Raw genomic sequence first — 17,492 nt, forward strand, 5'->3', positions numbered from 1 at the left:
TAGATGACCACCGGCCTCCCGGTCGACTCGGCCCGTGCGCACGGCTGGCACCGGATCGCGGTCGGCGGCCGGACCAGGGAGATACGGAGCCGACCGCACCGGAGGGCGTACTCACCGGTTCAACGCCTCCACCCACTGGCGGCCGACCTCGGCGGGATCCAGTGCCGCGCAGCGGGCATGCCAGGACTTCTCGAAGTCGGCCAGTGTCGGCCGCTGGGCACCGGTCAGCCGGAGCACCGCGTCCGCGAGGGCGGCCGGCGACGTGTCCGCCGCCAACGCGCCAGGCACGAAGGTCGGGATCATCTCGTCCAGCGCGGGTACCGGGAGGGCCGCCACCGGCAGGCCCGCCTCGGCGGCCTCGACCAGGCTGAACCCGAAGGTCTCGGCACGAGACGGGTGGACCAGGAGGTCCGCTTCGGCAAGGAGTTGGGCGACACCCGGCACCCGTCCGAGGAACGAGGTCCGGTGTTGCACACCCAGTTCCTGGGCCTTCGCGTGCAGCAGATCCCGCTCCTCGCCGTCGCCGGCGAGTGTGAGGTGGTACGCCTCCGGCAGCAGGGCCAGCGCGGAGATGGCGCAGGAGTGGTTCTTGTACGGGCGGAAGGCGGCAGTGGTGAGGAGGTTGATCCGCCGGTGGTCCACCACCTCGCGCGGTGCGACGAAGGGCCGAGGCGGCATCGGGTTGGTGATGGTGACCACCGGCTGCCCCGGCGCCAACTGCTGGACCGTGCGGGCGACACCGTTGGAGACGGCGACGACGAGCCGTGGACGAAGCCCCTTGAGCCGCGAGAACCGGGCGAGCGTGCGCACCCGTCGGTCGATCCGCAGACGTTCCGGCAGCAGGGAGTGCTCCCAGGCGACGTAGCTGCGGCCGGACCCGGCGAGGGCGGCACCGACGGGCACGCTGCCCCACAGACCGCTGGCCACGATCTGGACGTCCGGTGCCAGGTTCTGTAGGCGCCGCCGCAGCGGCGGAACAGACTCCATCAACCTGGTGATCCGGGAGCCGAGGCCCAGGGTGTCGACGGTCAGGTCGGCCAGTTCGGCGGGGACCCCACGGGAGACGACTGTTGCCGAGACCTCGACGCCCTGGGCCTGGAGGCCACGGATCAGCAGCGCCGCCGCCAGCTCCATGCCGTAGAGCGGTTCGAGCTGCGGCAGTACGAAGTGCAGACGCATCAGTGTGGCCGTTCGGTCTCAAGCGGTCGAGTGGGGCTGCTGGGGGCCTTCGACTTGCGCATGGCGACCCGTTCCAGGGTCGACCGGGGTACCAGCCCGAGCGCCGCCAGCACCGCGTTCCGGGCGGACGGAGGTGAGTTGCGGCGGATCGCCCGCACCATCTCCCGCACGCCCTCCCGGTCTCGGGCCTGGAGAGCGTAGCGGAGGGTCTGGGCCGCGATGAAGTCCGAGAAGGTTCCCGGCGCCCACACTCCCTCCCAGCGCTGGGCCCAGTGCCACGAGGTACGCCAGTCGGCGCCGGCCGAGATCGACCCGGGGCTGCCCACCGTGTAGACGGCCGTCGCCTCCTCCACCTGGACGATCTTCACCCGGGGCAGCCGGGCGACCCGAACCAGCCAGTCCCAGTCCTGGTGTCGGGGGAGCGTCTCGTCCCAGCGGCACTCGGTCGCCAACTCGTACGTGGTCAGGAGCGTCGACGTGGGCAGCGACTGCCGGCCGATGCCGAGGTGACGGCGGCGGAACAGGTAGTCCTCCGGCAGCATGCCGTCGGGGATCACCTCGGCGGGAGCCGGTGTCGGCAGCGGCTCGGCGCCGTCCTTGCGTTGCAGGATCCGGGACGACACGACGGGGCGGAACCCGGCCGCCGCGACCCGCTCCAGCGCGGGCACCTGTGCCGCCAGTTTGGTAGGCAGCCAGGTGTCGTCGTCGTCGAGGAACGCGACGTGGCTGCCCGGGATCGCGTGGGTGACTCCGAGGTTGCGGGCGTACGACCCGCGTCGGCCGCCGCCGGTGCAGACCACCTGGTCGATGTGCTGTCCCAGGTTCCGCACCGTCTGCGGCACCTCCGGGGTGTCACAGACGACCACGATGTGTACGGATGCGCCCTGCTGGGAGCGGGCGGAGAGCACCGCGTCGGCGATGCTGGGGCGGCCCGTGGTGGGGATCACGACGGATACGTTCGGCATTGCGTTCTCCATGCGTTTGGGGGTACGACCGGCACACGGCCGCCGGGTACGGCCGTTGGCCGTACCCGGCGGTGTGCCGGTGCGTGGGCGGATCAGCGGCCGCCGGCGCGGAACACCTCGGTCACCGTACGGAGCACCACCTTGACGTCGAGCCAGAGGGACCAGTTCTCGATGTAGAAGTTGTCGAAGCGGGCCCGGTCGGAGATCGGGGTGTCGCCGCGCAACCCGCTGACCTGCGCCAAGCCGGTGAGCCCGACCGGGACGCGGTGGCGCATCGCGTACTGGGGGTATTCGGCCGAGAACTTCTCGACGAAGTAGGGACGCTCGGGTCGGGGGCCGACCACGCTCATGTCGCCGCGGAGGATGTTCCAGAGCTGCGGGAGCTCGTCGAGGGAGGTCCTGCGCATGATCCGACCGATCGGCCCCACCCGCCGGTCGTTGGCGATGGACCAGTTGGTCTGCGACTCGTGCTCGTCGACGGGGCGCATGGACCGGAACTTGATGATGTTGAAAGGTCGGCCGTGCCGACCGATGCGCTCCTGGTAGAAGAAGATGCCGGGGCCGCCGTCGATGAGCGTGGCGACCGCGCAGATGAGGAGCACCGGGCTCAGCAGGAGCAGCGCCACCAAGGCGAACGCGATGTCCGAGGCGCGCTTGAGCGCGGACTGCGGGCCGGAGAGGGTGATGTCGCCGATGCTGACGACCGGAACCGCGCCGATGTGGTCGCCGTGCGAACGGGACCCCCAGAGGGGGGTGGCAGCCCACAGGTCGCACTCCGCCGTCCGGGGCCGGGCCAGGATCTCCATGAGGGAGGTCTCGGAGCAGCTCGCGTCCGCGACGATCACCACGTCGCACTCGCGCAGCCGTACGAGGCTGTCGAGGTCGTCGAGGGATCCGATCAGCGGCAGCGCCGACGGACCGTCGGGGGTGTCGACACAACCCACGAAGCGCAGGCCGTACTGGGGGTAGCGGCGCAACAGCCGGGCGAGTTCCACGGCGGTGGGGCCACTGCCGACGATGATGGTGTTGTGCTCGACCCACCGGCGCTTGCGGGCGACGATGGCGAATTCGCGGGTGACAGCCCGCCCGAGGATGACCAGCCCCGCCGACGCGGCGACACCGCGGGTGAAGCTGAAGACGTACTCGGCGGATTCGTGACGCATCGCCGCGACGATGGCGACCGCGGACGCGGCGGCCAGCAGACGCCCGCAGAGGCTCGGCACCTCGTCGAGGAAGCTCACGTGCCGTCGTGCCCGGTAGAGGCCGCCGCTGGCAAAGATGATCACGGTCAGGACCGTCATGGCCAGGGTGCCGCGCCAGTACTGCTGAGTGATGACCAGCGGCGTCAGCAGTGCCAGGACGTCGACCGGCGCGGTCATCATCCAGGCGCGCAGCCACCTGGTCCGGGTCGAGGCGCGCGAACCGGCATACGGCAGGACAGCTGTCGTGTCCAGGCCGGCGCGAGGCTCGTGCTCTGCGGGCGCAGGCGCAGGTGCCGGTGCCTGCGGGGCCGAGCGCCGGTCGGCTGGCGACGGGACGGCCGGGGCCTGGTGGCCGGAAGTCTGGTAACCGGGAGGCTGGTAGCCGGCAGGCTGGTAACCGGGGAACTGGTAGGCGGGAGGGCGACTCCCGCCGCGACTCCCCTCGTCGTCCCCCTCACCGTCGCCTTGGGCGTCGGTGGCGCTGCCGTCGCGGTCATCGGCCGGTACCGGCCGATGCCACATGGCGGGCTGATTGGACATAGTGGACCTCCCCGTGAGGGCCGGCTGACCTGGCCGGTCCGTAACTCGAGACAAGGCGGCGGCCGGCGACAGCCACCGGCCCGGGTGTTACTTGGCGCTGGCGAGAATCTCGTCGACGGAGTCCCGGCGCACGGCATCGTAGAAGGTCTTTGCCTTCTCGGTGTTCGCGAAGACGACGCTCTCGCTGCCCACTCGGCCGGTGCCCTTCGTCGGGCTGGTGACGAAGGTGAGGTTACGGCCGCGAAGGCTCCGCAGGTCTGTCGCCATACTGACGAGCGACATCTTCTCGTCCACCGCCACGGCGCTCGAGGTCGCCTTGACGAAGGAGTTGAGCCGCCCGGGATTGGTGACGATGCCGCCGGACACGGCCTTGTCGAGGATGGCCTTGATGACCTGCTGCTGGTGACGGATGCGGGCGAAGTCGCCGTCGGCGAACTGTTTGCGCTGGCGGGAGTAGTCCAGGGCCGTCTCGCCGTCCATCCGCTGCATTCCCTGCTCGAACTTGCGGAACGGCGGGTGGATCGACGTGAACGACTTCTCCGCGTTGATGTCGACGCCGTCCAAGGCGTCGATGATTTCCTTGAAGCCGGCGAAGTCGACAATCATGACGTGGTCGATTCGCACCGTGGTGAACGATTCGACTGTTTGCACCATCAGCGGAATGCCACCCCAGGCGTACGCTGCGTTGATCTTCGCATCGCGGCCGCCGTGCCCCCCGTTCTTGGCCTTCGGCACGTTCACCCAGGTGTCCCGAGGAATCGAGACGAGTTGCGCGCTGGCCCGGTCCTTCGGGATGTGCGCGACGATGATGGTGTCCGTGCGCGAGCCGCCAGTGCTCTCCGGGTCGCGGGAATCGCTTCCCAGGATCAGGATGTTCATCGCGCCGTCGGCCACCGCCTGCGGACGCCCCTCCTCGGGAACGTCGGCGAAGGCGTCCACCCGGTCGATGTCCTTCTCGACCGAGCGGAGGTAGAGGGCACCACCGATCATGCTGCCGCCGCCCAGGATCGCTGCGACTACCAGGCAGATGACGAGGACGCGACGCCAGCGAGGGCCACGACGTCGCCGCTTGCCCCCGGCCGGGACATCCTCCTGCGGATCGACTGCGTGTGGGTCGAAGAATTCGGTGTCGGCATCGGTGTACCGCTGAGCACCAGACATGCCGGCGATGCTACTGATTGCATGCTCCTGTCGTGCACCCTCGTCCTTTCGGGTATCGCATGCCTGCCGACCGGTGCGGCGAACCAGGCCCTGCGTTCGGACGGACTGCCGTTAACGCCGGCCCGGGAGCGCTTTCAAAGCCCTATTCTCCTGCCCCGGCGGGAGGCGGAAACAACGTAACCATCGGCTTTCGCGAGGACCCTCCCGCTGCCGCCCGAACCCTGCTACAACGGCACCCGTGGATCGAATCAAGCTCCGACGGGCCGTCGCGCGTACCCCACTCGCCCCGATTGCCGCCTTTCCCAAGAGGCTCCGCACTATCGCGCGGCACGACGCGAAGGTGCTGCGCCGCTCGGCGCGCTGGCTGCTGACCTCCCGCGAGCACCACAACTACACGTACGACCTCACCTCGTTGAGCCGCAACCACCTCGCCTGGTTCGTCAGCGTGGTCTGCGACATCCCGGTCAAACAGGTCCGGGCGTACCTCGGCGAGATCGAGTCGGACGACACCCTGCGCCAGCACCTCCTGGCGGCGATCGCCGCCTCCGACCGGCGCGGCCTCGCCGACAAGGAGATCCGCTACGCCCGGCGGATCGGCTGGTACGCCATCGTCCGTGCCACCCGCCCCACCCACGTCGTCGAGACCGGTGTCGACAAGGGACTCGGCAGCGTCGTCCTGGCGTCCGCCCTGCTGCGCAACGCGCAGGAGGGGCACCCGGGCCGGGTCACCTCCCTGGACATCAACCCCGAAGCCGGCTACCTCGCCCGGGTCGCACCGTGGTCGGAGGTCGTCGACCTGGTCATCGGCGACTCGATCGCCTCGATCGGCGCGCTGGACCGCCCGGTCGACCTGTTCCTGCACGACAGCGACCACAGCCGCGCCCACGAGAAGCGTGAGTTCGACGCCGTGGAGCCCAAGCTCGCCCCCGGCGCGATCCTGCTCACCGACAACGTCACCAGCACCAACGTGCTCGCCGAGCACGCCGAACGGACCGGCCGCCGGTTCCTCGCCTACCGGGAGAGCCCGGCCGACCACTGGTACCCGGGCGACGGGATCGGCGTGGCATGGTAGCCGGGTGCGGCTGACCTCGATTCACACGTACCCCATCAAGGGTTGTCACCGGCTCGACCACGACGGCGCGTTCGTGCACCAGTGGGGCCTGGCCGGTGACCGGCGCTGGATGGTCGTGGACGCCGACGGGGTCGGCGTCACCCAGCGGGACACGACCCGGCTCGTCGACCTGCGTGCCGCCGTGCGCCCCGGGGGTCTGACGCTGCGCGCCGACGGGCAACCCGACCTCGACGTGCCCGAGCCGGCCGGCGGCGAACCGGTCGCGGTCCGTACCTTCCGCAGCCGTACCTTTCCGGTCCCCGCGCTGCCGGCCGGCCAAGCGGCCGACAACTGGCTGGGTGCCCTGCTCGGCCGACCGGTCCGACTGGTCTGGCTGGCCCAGCCGACCCGCCACCTGGCCGCCGGGACCCGCGAACACGACACCGGTGACCAGGTCAGTTTCGCCGACGCCTACCCGGTGCTGCTGGCGAACGCCACCTCCCTCGACGCCCTCAACGACTGGCTGGCCGAGGCGGGGGAGGAACCGGTGCCGATGACCCGGTTCCGGCCCAACCTGGTCGTCGACGGTGCGCCGGCCTGGGCCGAGGACGACTGGGTGGGTCGGCGGCTGCGCATCGGCGATCGGATGTTCCAGGCCGCCGGGCCGTGCGACCGCTGCGTGGTGACCACCACCGATCAGGCGACCGGGGTACGCACCAAGGAGCCGCTGCGCACCCTCGGGCGGCACCGCAACGTCAAGCAGAAACTCCTCTTCGGACTGAACCTGGTGCCACTCGACAGCGGGCCGCTGGCGGTGGACGCCCCGATCGCCGTCGCGCCCTGACCGGCCCGCCGACCAGTAATCTGCACCCCACGGTCACCGTCCGTCGATGCTGTCTTAGCTTTGGCTTAGCCCGCTTGTCGGTACCCGACCGGGTCCGGCAGCATCGCCGTCGTGACGGACGGAAGCGCTGTCGACATCAACATCGACCTGGACCATCCTCCAGAGGGCCGGCCCGCGCCGTCGTCCGGTGTGAAGCCCTGGCTGGTCGCCACCGGCGTCACGGTCGTCGCGGCGACGCTCGGGCTCACCCTCACCCTGCGCTCCGGCTCCACCCCGGCCTGCGCCGCCGGTCGGACACTGGCCGCGCCGCCCACCGGCACCGCCACGAAGACCGGCAAGGCCACCTTCTACGACTCCAAGGGCACCGGCGGCAACTGCTCGAACCCGGCTGCCCCGGCCAACCGGCTCTACGTCGCGCTCGGTCCGACGGAATACTCCGCCGGTGCCGCCTGCGGCGGATTCCTCGACGTCGTCGGCCCCAAGGGCACCGTCCGGGTGCTCATCATGGACCAGTGCCCGGAGTGCGAGCCCGGCCACCTCGACCTGTCCCGCGAGGCGTTCGCCCGGATCGCCGACCCCGTCCAGGGCCTCGTTCCGGTGACCTACCGCGCGGTGGTCAACCCGCCGCTGCCCGGACCACTCACCTTCCGGATCAAGGAGGGCGCGTCACAGTGGTGGTTCGCCGTCCGCGTCGGCAACCACGGCAACCCGCTGCGGTCCGTCGAGGTCCGGCAGCGTGACAGCGACCCCTGGCAGTCGGCCGCCCGGCAGGACTACAACTACTGGCTGATCGCCTCCGGCGCCGGGCCGGGCCCGTTCAACGTCCGGGTCACCGACGTGTACGGCAACCGGGTCACCGTCGGCGGCATCCGGATGGCGCCCGGCCAGGTGCAGAACAGCACGGTCCGGATGTACGCACCCGGTGCCGGGGCCACCACACGTCGTCCGTCCGCCTCGCCCCGACCGCCGAGCAGCCGCCCCGCCGCCACGCCGACGCCGACCCGTCGCTCGGTCGAGGTGGCGAGGACGAGCGCCCCGGCCACCGACGCGCCGACCACCGGCTCGGCCCGGGCCAACGCCCGGTGGTGCGAGGGCTGACCACTCAGTCGGCCATCGCCAGATCGAGCCACATCAGAATCTCGTCCCGATTGTCATCGGGGGCCACCCGCAAGGCGCCCGGCAGCCGGCCGACCTCCCGGTACCCGAGGCGACCGTAGAACTTGTCCAACCCCAGGCCGTCGCGCACCGTGACGTGCAGCGCCTCATGGCCCAACACCCTGCCCAGCCGGGTGGCCTCCATCATCAGCGCCGAGCCGTAGCCGGCACCCTGGGTGTCCGGGTGGACCATCACCCGCTTCAGCACACACCAGTGCGCAGTGAGCGGAAAACGGTTGTCACTGAAGATCAGCATTGCCGCCAGTCGGTCCCCGGAGTAGCCGACCAGCAGCCGGTCCGGTCCGTCGGCGATGCCGGCGAAGGTCGGATCGGCGGTGACGTGCACGTCGGTGGCGGTGACCGGTGGCACGAAGCCGACCGCCCCGCCGGCGTTGCTGACGTCCACCCAGAGGTCGACGATCTCGGCACGCAGCTGCGGGGTCAGGTCAGGGTCGAGGACGAAGCGCAGACTCACGCTCGCCATCCTGACCCAACGACCAGGCCCACGACCCGCGACAGTGACACGCCCGACAAGCCGATCCTGGCTCCGACCGAGCCAGGATCCGTCGCGACTCAAAGGTGATGTGGGGCCGACGGGATTCGAACCCGCACTGGTGCGGACCTAAACCGCATGCCTCCTGCCGTTGGGCTACGGCCCCTTGAAGCTGTACTCCACCAGCGTCCACGGCCACTCCAGCCGACGCGGCAGTCGCCTGCCTATCGGGAAGCCGGTCGGAGTAACCGCATCAGGATCGTAGACCACCTCGGGCTCCACGAGTGCAGGCCGTCGCTGACCAGCGTATGTAGAGGTCTGGCTGTGGCAATTGGGGCAGAGCAGACGAAGATTTCGTGGCCGGTTGTCGAGAAAATCGCCATTGATGTGGTCCACGTGCAGCGTCAATCTGGCACCTTGCCACGTTGACCCGATGCCGCACACCTCGCACGTCTCGGGGAGACCGATTGTCGCCAAGGCGCGTTTGAGGCGAATCCCTGGGATTCGGCGGGAACCGGCCGGCAGCACTACCAGCAACTCTGTGGGGGACATGCGCCGCCATCGCACGCCTCGATTGTGTGCCTGACCAGTGAAGTGCGACGTGTCGATGCCGAACCGCTTGAGCTGCCGGCTGATGTGCGCGTGCGAGCCACCGCTGACGCGTACGCCGAGCAACCGCATCACCTCGGTGATGTTGCGGGCGGCGGCGGCGGCGGCGGCCAGCGCTTCGGGCGTGTACTTGTATCGAACCACTGACGGACCGTAGCGGTCCGGTGTGACAGTCAGTCCAGGCCGAGGTCGCGGCGGAGCTTGGCGACGTGCCCGGTGGCCTTGACGTTGTAGAGCGCCCGCTCGACCTTGCCGTCGGCGTCGATCACGAACGTCGAGCGGATCACGCCGGTGACGGTCTTGCCGTAGAGCTGCTTCTCGCCGTACGCGCCGTAGGCGGTCAGCACCGACTTGTCCGGGTCCGACACCAGCGGGAAGGTGATGGCGTCGCGCTCGCGGAACTTCGCCAGCTTCTCCGGCTTGTCCGGAGAGATGCCGATGACCTCGTAGCCGGCGGCCTGGAGTGAGGCGAGTGAGTCGCGGAAGTCGCAGGCCTGCTTGGTGCAGCCGGGGGTCATCGCGGCCGGGTAGGCGTACAGGACGACCTTGCGACCTCGCAGGTCGGCGAGGGTGAGCTGGTCGCCGGTGTCGGTGGCGAGGGTGAACTCGGGCGCGGGGTCACCGGGGGAGAGGCGGTCGGGCGAGGTCATGGCCCCGACCCTACCGCCGAGCCGCCGACCGGCCGAGCACCGATGGGCTGGCGGGGCCTGGCCTGGAGTGATCAAGCCCATGCGTTGTTGCCAGAGTCTGGCAACAACGATGGTTGGGAAATAGGCTGACCCACGCCGGCCCGGTCGGGCCCGCTGACGCGTGGGAGGTCGCGTGGAGACACTGGCGATGCACATCTCGAACGGGATCATCGACGGTCCCGTGGCAGCGATCTTCGCTGCGCTCGCTCTTGCCGCGCTCACCGCCTGCGTTCTGCGCGGCCGGCGTGACCTGGACGACCGGCTGGCCCCGATGGCCGGCCTGGTGGCGGCGTTCATCTTCGCCGTCCAGATGCTCAACTTCCCGATCTTCACGGCCGGTGTCAGTGGTCACCTGCTCGGTGGCGCGCTCGCCGCCATGCTGGTCGGCCCGTGGGTCGGCGCGCTCTGCGTGGCAGTGGTGCTTGTCGTACAGGCGCTGATCTTCGGCGACGGTGGCGTGGCGATGCTCGGCCTCAACATCACGAACATGGCGTTGCTCGGCACCGCCGCGGCGTACGCGCTGATCGCGCTGCTGCTGCGGGTGCTGCCCCGCACGCGGGCCGGTCTGGCCGTGACCGCGTTCGTCGCCGCGACGCTCAGCGTGGTGGTGGCGTCGCAGGGTTTCGTCCTGGAGTACTGGCTGGGTGGCACCACCGACCTGGGCAACAACCTGGGTGGCCTGGCCGGCACGATGGCCGGCGTCCACCTGCTGATCGGCATCGGCGAGGGCCTGATCACCGCGACCACGGTGCTCACCGTCGCGAAGGTGCGCCCCGACCTGGTGTACGCGCTGCGTTCCCTGCGCGCGCCCGCCGCCCCCGCCGTTCCGGTCGCCGGAGGTGTCCGATGAAGAACCGTTCCTGGGCTTTCCTGGCCGGCGGCCTGCTGGTCGCCCTGCTGCTCGCCGGCGTGGTGAGCAACTACGCCTCCTCCCACCCGGACGGGCTGGACTCGTCCCTGCTCAAGGGCTGCACCGTCGACGCTGACGACAACATCGTCGGGGGTAGCTGCCCGGCCCAGCAGGCCCGCGACCACGAGTTGGCCGACAGCCCGCTCGCCGACTACGGCGTACGGGGCGTGCGGAACAGCTTCGTCTCCACCGGCCTCTCCGGGGTGCTCGGGGTGCTGGTCACCTTCGCGATCGGGGCCGGCGGGTTCTGGCTGCTGCGCCGTCGAGGCGGCACGCCGACCGACGCTGACGCGGCGACGCCCGCCGAGGGCGATCCCGCGACGTCCGGCGATGTCCGGCGTCGCGCCGACGCCGCCAGCTGAGCAGGGGTACGCGGATGGGGGCCGGTCACGGGCACGTGCTGTACCGCGAGTCGGACTCGCCGGTGCACCGGCTCCCGCCCGAGGTCAAGATCGTGGCGATGGTGGTCTTCACCCTCGCCGTGGTGGCCACCCCACGCGAGGCGTTCTGGGCCTTCGGCGCGTACGCCGTGCTGGTGGCGGCGGTGGCGGCGCTGGCCCGGGTGGGCCCACGGTGGCTGCTCAGCCGAGCGTTGATCGAGCTGCCGTTCGTGTTGTTCGCCGTCGCCCTGCCGTTCCTCGGCAGCGGTGAGCGGGTCGAGGTGCTGGGCCTGCGGCTGTCCGAGGACGGGTTGCATGGCGCGTGGAACATCCTGGCCAAGGGCACCCTGGGGGTGCTCGCCTCGCTGCTGCTCGCCGCGACCACCACCACCAGGGACCTGATCGTGGGGCTGGACCGGTTGCGCTGCCCGCAGGTGCTCACCCAGATCGCCACGTTCATGCTGCGCTACCTCGACGTGCTGGTCGGCGAGGCGCGGCGGATGCGGGTGGCCCGGATCTCCCGAGGCGACGACCCGCGTTTCCTGTGGCAGTTGCGCGGCTTCGCCGCCGGGATCGGGGCGTTGTTCCTGCGCGCCTTCGAGCGAGGCGAGAGGGTTTATCTGGCGATGCTGTCCCGGGGCTACACCGGGCGGATGCCCGCCGTGTGGCAGGGCGAGGGTGCGGCGAGCGCCGGCCAGTGGCTGGTCGCGGCGACCGTGCCGGTGTTGGCGGCCTCCATCGCCGCGACCGCCGTCGTGCTGTCATGATCGGTGTCGTGCAGACCGCTGTCTCGCTGGACGTTCGGGGCGTTCGTTACGCGTACCCGGACGGGCACGTCGCCCTTCAGGGGGTCGACCTGAACGTGCCGCGGGGCGACCGGGTGGCGCTGCTCGGGCCCAACGGCGCCGGCAAGACCACGCTGGTGCTGCACCTCAACGGCATCCTCACCCCGACCGAGGGCAGCGTGAGCGTCGGCGGGCTGACTGTCACCCCGGATCGGGCCATCCTGGCCGAGGTGCGCCGCCGGGTGGGCATCGTCTTCCAGGACCCGGACGATCAGCTGTTCCTGCCGACTGTGGCGGAGGACGTGGCGTTCGGGCCGGCGAACCTGGGTCTGCGTGGGGCCGAGCTGGCCGCCCGGGTGGACGAGGCGCTCGCCGCGGTGGGGATGAGTGAGCATCGGGACCGGGCCCCGCAGCACCTGTCGTTCGGGCAGCGCCGCCGGGTGGCGGTGGCCACGGTGCTCGCCATGCACCCGGAGATCCTGGTGCTCGACGAGCCGTCGTCGAATCTGGACCCGGCGGCCCGTCGAGAGCTCGCCGAGATCCTGCGCGGCCTTCCGGTGACCCTGCTGATGGTCACGCACGACCTGCCGTACGCGGCGGAGCTGTGCGAGCGCTCGGTGATCCTGGACAACGGCCGGATCGTCGCCGACGCCCCCACCCGCAGTCTGCTCAACGACGCCCCCCTGCTGGCAAGACACCGCCTGGAACTGCCCTACGGGTTCACCCCGCAGCCGTAGACCCACTCTCGGCGGCCTCGACCCGAGGTGCCGCCGCTGTGGTGCGGGAGGTGGCGTGTAGGCGCAGGATGCCGGCGGCTGTCGCACCGGCGCCGGTGATCAGGAAGAGCGCCACCATCACCCGGGCGGCAGCGGGTGACCAGGGCACCGGCGCGATGGCGCGGGCGAACACGGCGGCGTTCGACGCTCCGGCGAAGAGCGCCAGGCAGGCCCCGGCCAGGGCTACCACGAAGTCGGCGGCCGGGCGGCGGCTCAGCGCGTACCAACCGGCGGCGATCGCGCCGAGGCCGGTGAGCAGGGACCAGATCTGCCCGGAGAGCAGCCCGACCAGCACCCCGCCCACGCCCTGGGCGCCCGCGTCCAACTCCCGTCCCACCGGGTACCCGACGGCCAGCACGCCGCCGACGATCAGCAACACGCCGAGCGCGGACAGCGCGCGGGCGCCGGCCGGTGCGGTGGCGGCGAACAGGCCGAGCGCGCCCACCGCGAGCAGCCCCACGATGGTCACGGCCCACCAGGTGTACGCGTCCGGCGGCGGCACCCAGTCCAGCGTGCCGCCGATCACCACCGGGTCGGTGCCGTCGCGCAGTGGAATGGTCCAGTCCCGGACCCGGTGCTCGCGGTCCGGTGCGGCGCGTACCGCTGCCGGCGGTGCCGACTCCTGCCACAGCGCGCGTTGGTCGTGCCAGCGCGCGGTGGTGCCGTCGTCGATCCGTTGCCAGGAGGGTGCGGCCGCCGGGTCCGCCTCGGCCGGGAGCGCGGTGTCCCCGGCGATGGTGCGGTTCAGGTACGTGGCGGGGGAGTGGCTGTTCTCGAAGACCCCGTCCGGGCCGACGCGCAGGTACGGCTCACCGGAGTAGCCGATGACCTCGATGGCGCGGCCGGTGCGGTTGGTCAGCTCCAGTCGGGCGCCCGCCTCGATGACGCGTACCTCGAGCCCTGGCCGCGCCGGTGCGACCCCTGTGGTCCGGGTGCGGTAGTCGGTGCCGTCCGGTGCGTCAGCGCCGTGCGCGGCGGCGGGCGCCGCGCTGATCACTGTCACCAGGCCGGCTGCGGCGGCGACCAGGCCGGCGCGGCCCAGCAGGGTACGGATCACTTGCCGGCCGCCGCCACGGCTGCGGTGAGAGCGTCCGGGGTGGGGTTCTCGACGGGTTGACCGTTGACCTTGACGGTCGGCGTGCCGGTGACGTTGCTCCGGCTGGCGTCGTCGGTGACGTGTTCGGTCCAGGTCCGGTACGTCTCGTCCTTCACGCAACTGCCAAAGGAGCCGCGGTCGAGGCCCACGCTGGTGCCGATGTCGATGAGCTTGTCGTCGGTGAGCCCGGCGCTGCCCTCCGGCGGCTGCTGGGCGAAGAGCGCCTTCGCGTACTCGTGGTACTTGCCGCCCGCCGCCGCGCAGCCGGAGGCGGCCGAGGAACGGGTGGAGTACTCGGTGGTGGAGAAACGGTTGAGGTACGCGACCGGGTGGTAGACCACAGTCGCCTTGTTCTCGGCCACCAACTGTTCGAGCGTCGACCCGCTGGTCTGCTCGAACTGCTTGCAGGCCGGGCAGAGGAAGTCCTCGTAGACGTCGACGGTGACCGGCCCGCCGCCGGTGACGATGCCGGTGCCGGCCGCGTTGGCGCCGGGTGGCGTGGTGAAGCTGTCGGAGCGCTGGCTGGACCAGACTGCCCACCCGATGCCGCCGGCGATGACCAGGACGAGGACCGCTGCGACGGAGACCCAGATCGTGCGGCGGCGGCGCCGCTCGCGGGCCAACTGCTCGCGGACCACCCGGGCGGCGTCCCGCTGCCCCTTGCGACTACTCATCCTCGTCCTCCACAACGGGTTCGCCGGACAACCACCCGTCCACCGATACCGGCGTACGTGGCCAGATCAGTAGAAATCCGGCCAGAACCAAGAATCCCAGGTCCCGGAGGATCTCCGGGAGGTAACTGGGTGCCTGCCCCGCGGCCAACTGCCCGCCGCTGCCGAAGCAGCCGCAGTCGATGGCCAGCCCACGCGCCCAGGCCGAGGCGATCCCCGCGATGAAGATCACCAGCAGCGCGGCGGACACCCCGGCGACGAGCCGGGTGGCCAGCCCGAGCAGCAGCAGCACGCCCAACGCCAGTTCGACGAAGGGCAGGGCCGCGCCGATCACTGTCGCCACGTCGTACGGCATCACCTGGTACGCGTTGACCGCCCGCCCGGAGGCGGCGAGATCGCTGACCTTCGACGCGCCGGCGACCAGCCACACGGCGGCGAGGCCGAGTCGGGCCGCGATGCCGAGCCACGGGCGGACCACTGGCCAACGGCCGCCGCGGGTGGAAGGTGCTGTCACGCTCATTTGTCGTCCCGTCCGCGCCGGAAGTTCCGCGTTCAGCCGGTCAGGGCGTCGCCGACCGCCTCGACCAGGTCGTCTCGTGCTCGGGCGACCCGGGACCGGATGGTGCCCACCGGCACCCCTTCGACGGCGGCGGCCTCGGCGTACGACAGGCCCAGCAGTTGGGTGAGCACGAACGCGGAGCGCCGCTCGGGGCCGAGGCGACGAACGAGGTCGGCGGCGCCGAACTGGCCGGCCGGGTCCGGGTGCGGCCGGTCGGTGTACGCGTTCGCCGCCAGGCGCTCGTCGAGTCGCCGACGCCTGATGACAGTGCGCAGGTGGTCGGCGCAGGCCCGGCGGGCGATGCCGAGCAGCCAGGTGCGGACGCTGGAGCGACCCTCGAAGGCGGGGAGTGCCCGGAACGCCCGCAGGTAGGTTTCCTGGGTCAGATCGTCGGCGCTGTCCGGGTCGACCAGGGAGGCGGCGAACCGCCAGACCTCGGCCTGGGTCAGCCGGACGAACGCCGCCTGGGCGGTGGGGTCACCGTCGCGGGCGGTCAGCGCCCACTCGGTTGCCGGGTCCCGGGCGACCTCGTCGTCCGGCTCTGCCGGACCGGCGGCACCGGAGTCACGCGGGACAGGGATCACGACACACCAGGCTACGCGGCAGTCGGCGGCGCGTCAGCGTCGTTCGGCCCTTGGATGGTCTGCGACACGTCGGGAACTTTTACCCGACCCGGGCCGACTACCACTTCATGACGTGCGACCACAGAAGCGACCACCCCCCTCGGGTCGCCGAATGGGACACCCATCGGCGACCATGGCCGGCATGACAGTCGCCCCCCGCCGCTGGGCCGCCAGGCTGGCTGCAGCCGCCGGCCTCCTGGTCACCGTCGTCGCCTTGTTGATCGCGCCAGCCACCTCCGCGAGCGCCCACGCGGTGCTGGAGAGCAGCAGCCCGGCCGCCGCCTCCATCGTGCCGAGCGGGCCGTCCGAGGTGGTCCTCACGTTCAGCGAGTCGGTCCGCAAGGTGCCCGGCAAGATCCGGGTCATCGCGCCGGACGGCTCCCGGGCCGACCGGGGTGAACCGTCGTTCAGCGGCGGTGTGGTGACCATCCCGGTGGACCCGGCCGGCGCCCGCGGCACCTACCTGGTGAGCTTCCGGGTGATCTCCGCCGACAGTCACCCGGTCTCCGGGGCGTACACCTACTCGGTCGGCGCACCCTCGACCCCACCAGTCGACTCCGGCACTGACAGCCGCGCCAACCCGGTGGTGGAGACGGCGGTGAAGGTGGCCCGCTTCCTCGGCTACGCCGGCCTGGTGCTGCTGGTGGGGCCGGCGCTGGTGCTCGCCGCGCTCTGGCCACGACGGCTCTCCCGGCGGGGGCCGACCCGGCTGGCCTGGACCGGCCTCGGTCTGGTGGCCGTCGCCACCCTCGCCGACCTGTGGTTGCAGGTGCCCTACACGGCCGGTGGTGGCCTCTTCGACGTTACCGGCGAGGGGTTCGGCAGTGTGTTCGGCAGCTCCTTCGGCGCTGCCCACCTGGTCCGACTCGGCCTGCTGGCGGCGTCCGTCTTCCTGCTCCGTCCGCTGCTGGCCCGGCCCGCCGGCCGCGCGGACGCGATCATCCTGGCCGTGCTCGGTGGCGCCGCCCTGCTGACCTGGCCGCTGGCCGGGCACCCGGCGGCGTCCCCGGCCCCGGCGGTCTCCGTGGTGGTCGACGCGGTCCACCTGGGCAGCATGGCGGTCTGGCTGGGCGGTCTGGTCATGCTCGCCGTCTTCCTGCTGCGCCAGGCCGACGAGCGCGAGTTGGGCGCGATCCTGCCGATCTGGTCGCGCTGGGCGGCGCTTGCCGTCTCGGCGCTGCTGTTGGCCGGCACCGTCCAGGCGCTGATCGAGGTGGCCACCCCGCAGGCGCTCTTCGACACCACGTACGGGCGCTTGCTGCTCGCCAAGATCGGGTTGTTCGCGCTGGTCATCGCCGTGGCCGCGTACTCCCGGCAGTTGGTGCGTAGCCGCGTCGCGGCGCAACGCCCGGTGCCGGTGCGCCGGGCGGTCCTGGTGGAGTTGGCCGTCACCGTTGTGGTGCTGGCCGTGTCCGCCACGCTCGTGCAGACCACGCCCGCGCGCACCGCTGCGGCCGGCCCGTCGGCCGGGGCCGAGGCCGGCCTCTTCAGCACCAGGCTCGCCAGCCCGCTGCTGACCGTCGAGGTCGAGGTGAGCCCGGCCGAGCGGGGCAACAACTCGGTGCACCTGTACGCGTACGACAAGGCCAACCAGCCACTGCTGGTCGCGGAGTGGAAGGCGACAGTCGCGCTGCCCTCGGCCGGGATCGAGCCGATCGAGGTGCCGTTGCTGCGGTTGACTGACAGTCACGCCTACGGCGACATCAGCCTGCCGACCCCCGGCGAGTGGCAATTGAAGATCACCGCCCGAACGACCGACATCGACCAGGCCACGGTGACCGCCACCGTGCCCATCCGTTAGAAA

The 17,492-nt window shown here is 71.2% G+C and carries 19 protein-coding genes and 1 tRNA gene; 8 read left to right on the top strand and 12 right to left on the bottom strand.

The features are described 5' to 3' along the window. Window positions 1–111 precede the first annotated feature (111 nt). The 4 genes from AB0C20_RS21085 to AB0C20_RS21100 form a co-directional block, all read right to left on the bottom strand. Window positions 112–1,179 carry a glycosyltransferase gene (locus AB0C20_RS21085; protein WP_357568571.1) on the bottom strand — a complete coding sequence of 356 codons (1,068 nt, stop codon included), beginning with the start codon at window positions 1,177–1,179 and terminating at the stop codon, window positions 112–114. Next, the gene (locus AB0C20_RS21090; protein ID WP_357184473.1) at window positions 1,179–2,144 is read right to left on the bottom strand and encodes a glycosyltransferase family A protein; all 966 of its coding nucleotides are present in this window, start codon (window positions 2,142–2,144) and stop codon (window positions 1,179–1,181) included. The genes AB0C20_RS21085 and AB0C20_RS21090 overlap by 1 nt, the downstream gene beginning before the upstream one ends. Before the next feature lie 92 nt (window positions 2,145–2,236). Then, window positions 2,237–3,886, bottom strand: coding sequence for a sugar transferase (locus AB0C20_RS21095; RefSeq protein ID WP_357184476.1), 1,650 nt, complete (start codon window positions 3,884–3,886; stop codon window positions 2,237–2,239). An 87-nt stretch (window positions 3,887–3,973) separates the two neighbouring features. After that, window positions 3,974–4,825: an LCP family protein gene (locus AB0C20_RS21100; protein WP_357184479.1), complete on the bottom strand. Its 852-nt coding sequence runs from the start codon at window positions 4,823–4,825 to the stop codon at window positions 3,974–3,976. 460 nt (window positions 4,826–5,285) lie between these two features. Between AB0C20_RS21100 and AB0C20_RS21105 the strand changes: the two genes are divergently transcribed. The 3 genes from AB0C20_RS21105 (at window position 5,286) to AB0C20_RS21115 (ending at window position 8,040) form a co-directional block, all read left to right on the top strand. After that, window positions 5,286–6,119 carry a class I SAM-dependent methyltransferase gene (locus AB0C20_RS21105; protein ID WP_357184482.1) on the top strand — a complete coding sequence of 278 codons (834 nt, stop codon included), beginning with the start codon at window positions 5,286–5,288 and terminating at the stop codon, window positions 6,117–6,119. Between the two features lie 4 nt (window positions 6,120–6,123). Next, the gene (locus AB0C20_RS21110) at window positions 6,124–6,942 is read left to right on the top strand and encodes an MOSC N-terminal beta barrel domain-containing protein (protein ID WP_357568572.1); all 819 of its coding nucleotides are present in this window, start codon (window positions 6,124–6,126) and stop codon (window positions 6,940–6,942) included. A gap of 111 nt (window positions 6,943–7,053) precedes the next feature. Next, window positions 7,054–8,040: an expansin EXLX1 family cellulose-binding protein gene (locus AB0C20_RS21115; RefSeq protein ID WP_357184488.1), complete on the top strand. Its 987-nt coding sequence runs from the start codon at window positions 7,054–7,056 to the stop codon at window positions 8,038–8,040. 4 nt (window positions 8,041–8,044) lie between these two features. On the opposite strand, the gene AB0C20_RS21120 is transcribed toward AB0C20_RS21115, so the two are convergent. From AB0C20_RS21120 to bcp, 4 genes are all read right to left on the bottom strand, one after another. Then, a complete protein-coding gene (locus AB0C20_RS21120; RefSeq protein ID WP_357184491.1) occupies window positions 8,045–8,572 on the bottom strand; it encodes a GNAT family N-acetyltransferase in 528 nt (175 codons plus the stop codon). Between the two features lie 110 nt (window positions 8,573–8,682). Next, window positions 8,683–8,756 (bottom strand) — tRNA-Leu (locus AB0C20_RS21125). Continuing rightward, window positions 8,747–9,343, bottom strand: a complete 597-nt coding sequence (locus tag AB0C20_RS21130; RefSeq protein WP_238684404.1) for an HNH endonuclease — start codon at window positions 9,341–9,343, stop codon at window positions 8,747–8,749. Before AB0C20_RS21130 ends, AB0C20_RS21125 begins: the two co-directional genes overlap by 10 nt. Window positions 9,344–9,372: 29 nt before the next feature. Beyond that, on the bottom strand, window positions 9,373–9,849 hold the full coding sequence (gene bcp / locus AB0C20_RS21135) for a thioredoxin-dependent thiol peroxidase (RefSeq protein ID WP_357184495.1): 477 nt from the start codon (window positions 9,847–9,849) through the stop codon (window positions 9,373–9,375). A gap of 172 nt (window positions 9,850–10,021) precedes the next feature. On the opposite strand from bcp, the gene AB0C20_RS21140 reads away from it, so the two are divergent. From AB0C20_RS21140 to AB0C20_RS21155, 4 genes are read left to right on the top strand one after another with little or no spacing between them, the layout of a single operon-like run. Beyond that, the gene (locus AB0C20_RS21140) at window positions 10,022–10,738 is read left to right on the top strand and encodes an energy-coupling factor ABC transporter permease (protein WP_112582195.1); all 717 of its coding nucleotides are present in this window, start codon (window positions 10,022–10,024) and stop codon (window positions 10,736–10,738) included. Next, entirely contained in the window at window positions 10,735–11,160 is a 426-nt protein-coding gene (locus tag AB0C20_RS21145; protein WP_357184500.1) for a PDGLE domain-containing protein, read from the top strand. Before AB0C20_RS21140 ends, AB0C20_RS21145 begins: the two co-directional genes overlap by 4 nt. 14 nt (window positions 11,161–11,174) lie before the next feature. Next, window positions 11,175–11,945 carry a cobalt ECF transporter T component CbiQ gene (gene cbiQ, locus AB0C20_RS21150; protein ID WP_357568573.1) on the top strand — a complete coding sequence of 257 codons (771 nt, stop codon included), beginning with the start codon at window positions 11,175–11,177 and terminating at the stop codon, window positions 11,943–11,945. Then, the gene (locus tag AB0C20_RS21155; RefSeq protein ID WP_357184506.1) at window positions 11,942–12,700 is read left to right on the top strand and encodes an ABC transporter ATP-binding protein; all 759 of its coding nucleotides are present in this window, start codon (window positions 11,942–11,944) and stop codon (window positions 12,698–12,700) included. Before cbiQ ends, AB0C20_RS21155 begins: the two co-directional genes overlap by 4 nt. Here AB0C20_RS21155 and AB0C20_RS21160 read toward each other — a convergent pair. Genes AB0C20_RS21160 through AB0C20_RS21175 form a run of 4 tightly spaced genes read right to left on the bottom strand, consistent with a single transcriptional unit; the run spans window position 12,684 to window position 15,649 of the window. After that, window positions 12,684–13,796: a hypothetical protein gene (locus AB0C20_RS21160; RefSeq protein ID WP_357184508.1), complete on the bottom strand. Its 1,113-nt coding sequence runs from the start codon at window positions 13,794–13,796 to the stop codon at window positions 12,684–12,686. The two genes, AB0C20_RS21155 and AB0C20_RS21160, sit on opposite strands and share 17 nt — an antisense overlap. Beyond that, window positions 13,793–14,509, bottom strand: a complete 717-nt coding sequence (locus AB0C20_RS21165; protein WP_357184511.1) for a thioredoxin domain-containing protein — start codon at window positions 14,507–14,509, stop codon at window positions 13,793–13,795. Before AB0C20_RS21165 ends, AB0C20_RS21160 begins: the two co-directional genes overlap by 4 nt. Continuing rightward, entirely contained in the window at window positions 14,502–15,026 is a 525-nt protein-coding gene (locus tag AB0C20_RS21170) for a MauE/DoxX family redox-associated membrane protein (protein ID WP_357184514.1), read from the bottom strand. Before AB0C20_RS21170 ends, AB0C20_RS21165 begins: the two co-directional genes overlap by 8 nt. A 32-nt stretch (window positions 15,027–15,058) precedes the next feature. Beyond that, entirely contained in the window at window positions 15,059–15,649 is a 591-nt protein-coding gene (locus tag AB0C20_RS21175) for a sigma-70 family RNA polymerase sigma factor (protein ID WP_357184517.1), read from the bottom strand. Window positions 15,650–15,821: 172 nt separating this feature from the next. Here AB0C20_RS21175 and AB0C20_RS21180 point away from each other — a divergent pair, with 172 nt between their 5' ends. Beyond that, window positions 15,822–17,489 (top strand): copper resistance protein CopC, encoded by a 1,668-nt coding sequence (locus AB0C20_RS21180; RefSeq protein WP_357184708.1) that lies wholly within the window; start codon window positions 15,822–15,824, stop codon window positions 17,487–17,489. Window positions 17,490–17,492 lie beyond the last annotated feature (3 nt).

The organism is Micromonospora sp. NPDC048843 (genome assembly GCF_040649965.1).
In the GTDB taxonomy this organism is placed as follows: domain Bacteria; phylum Actinomycetota; class Actinomycetes; order Mycobacteriales; family Micromonosporaceae; genus Micromonospora; species Micromonospora hortensis.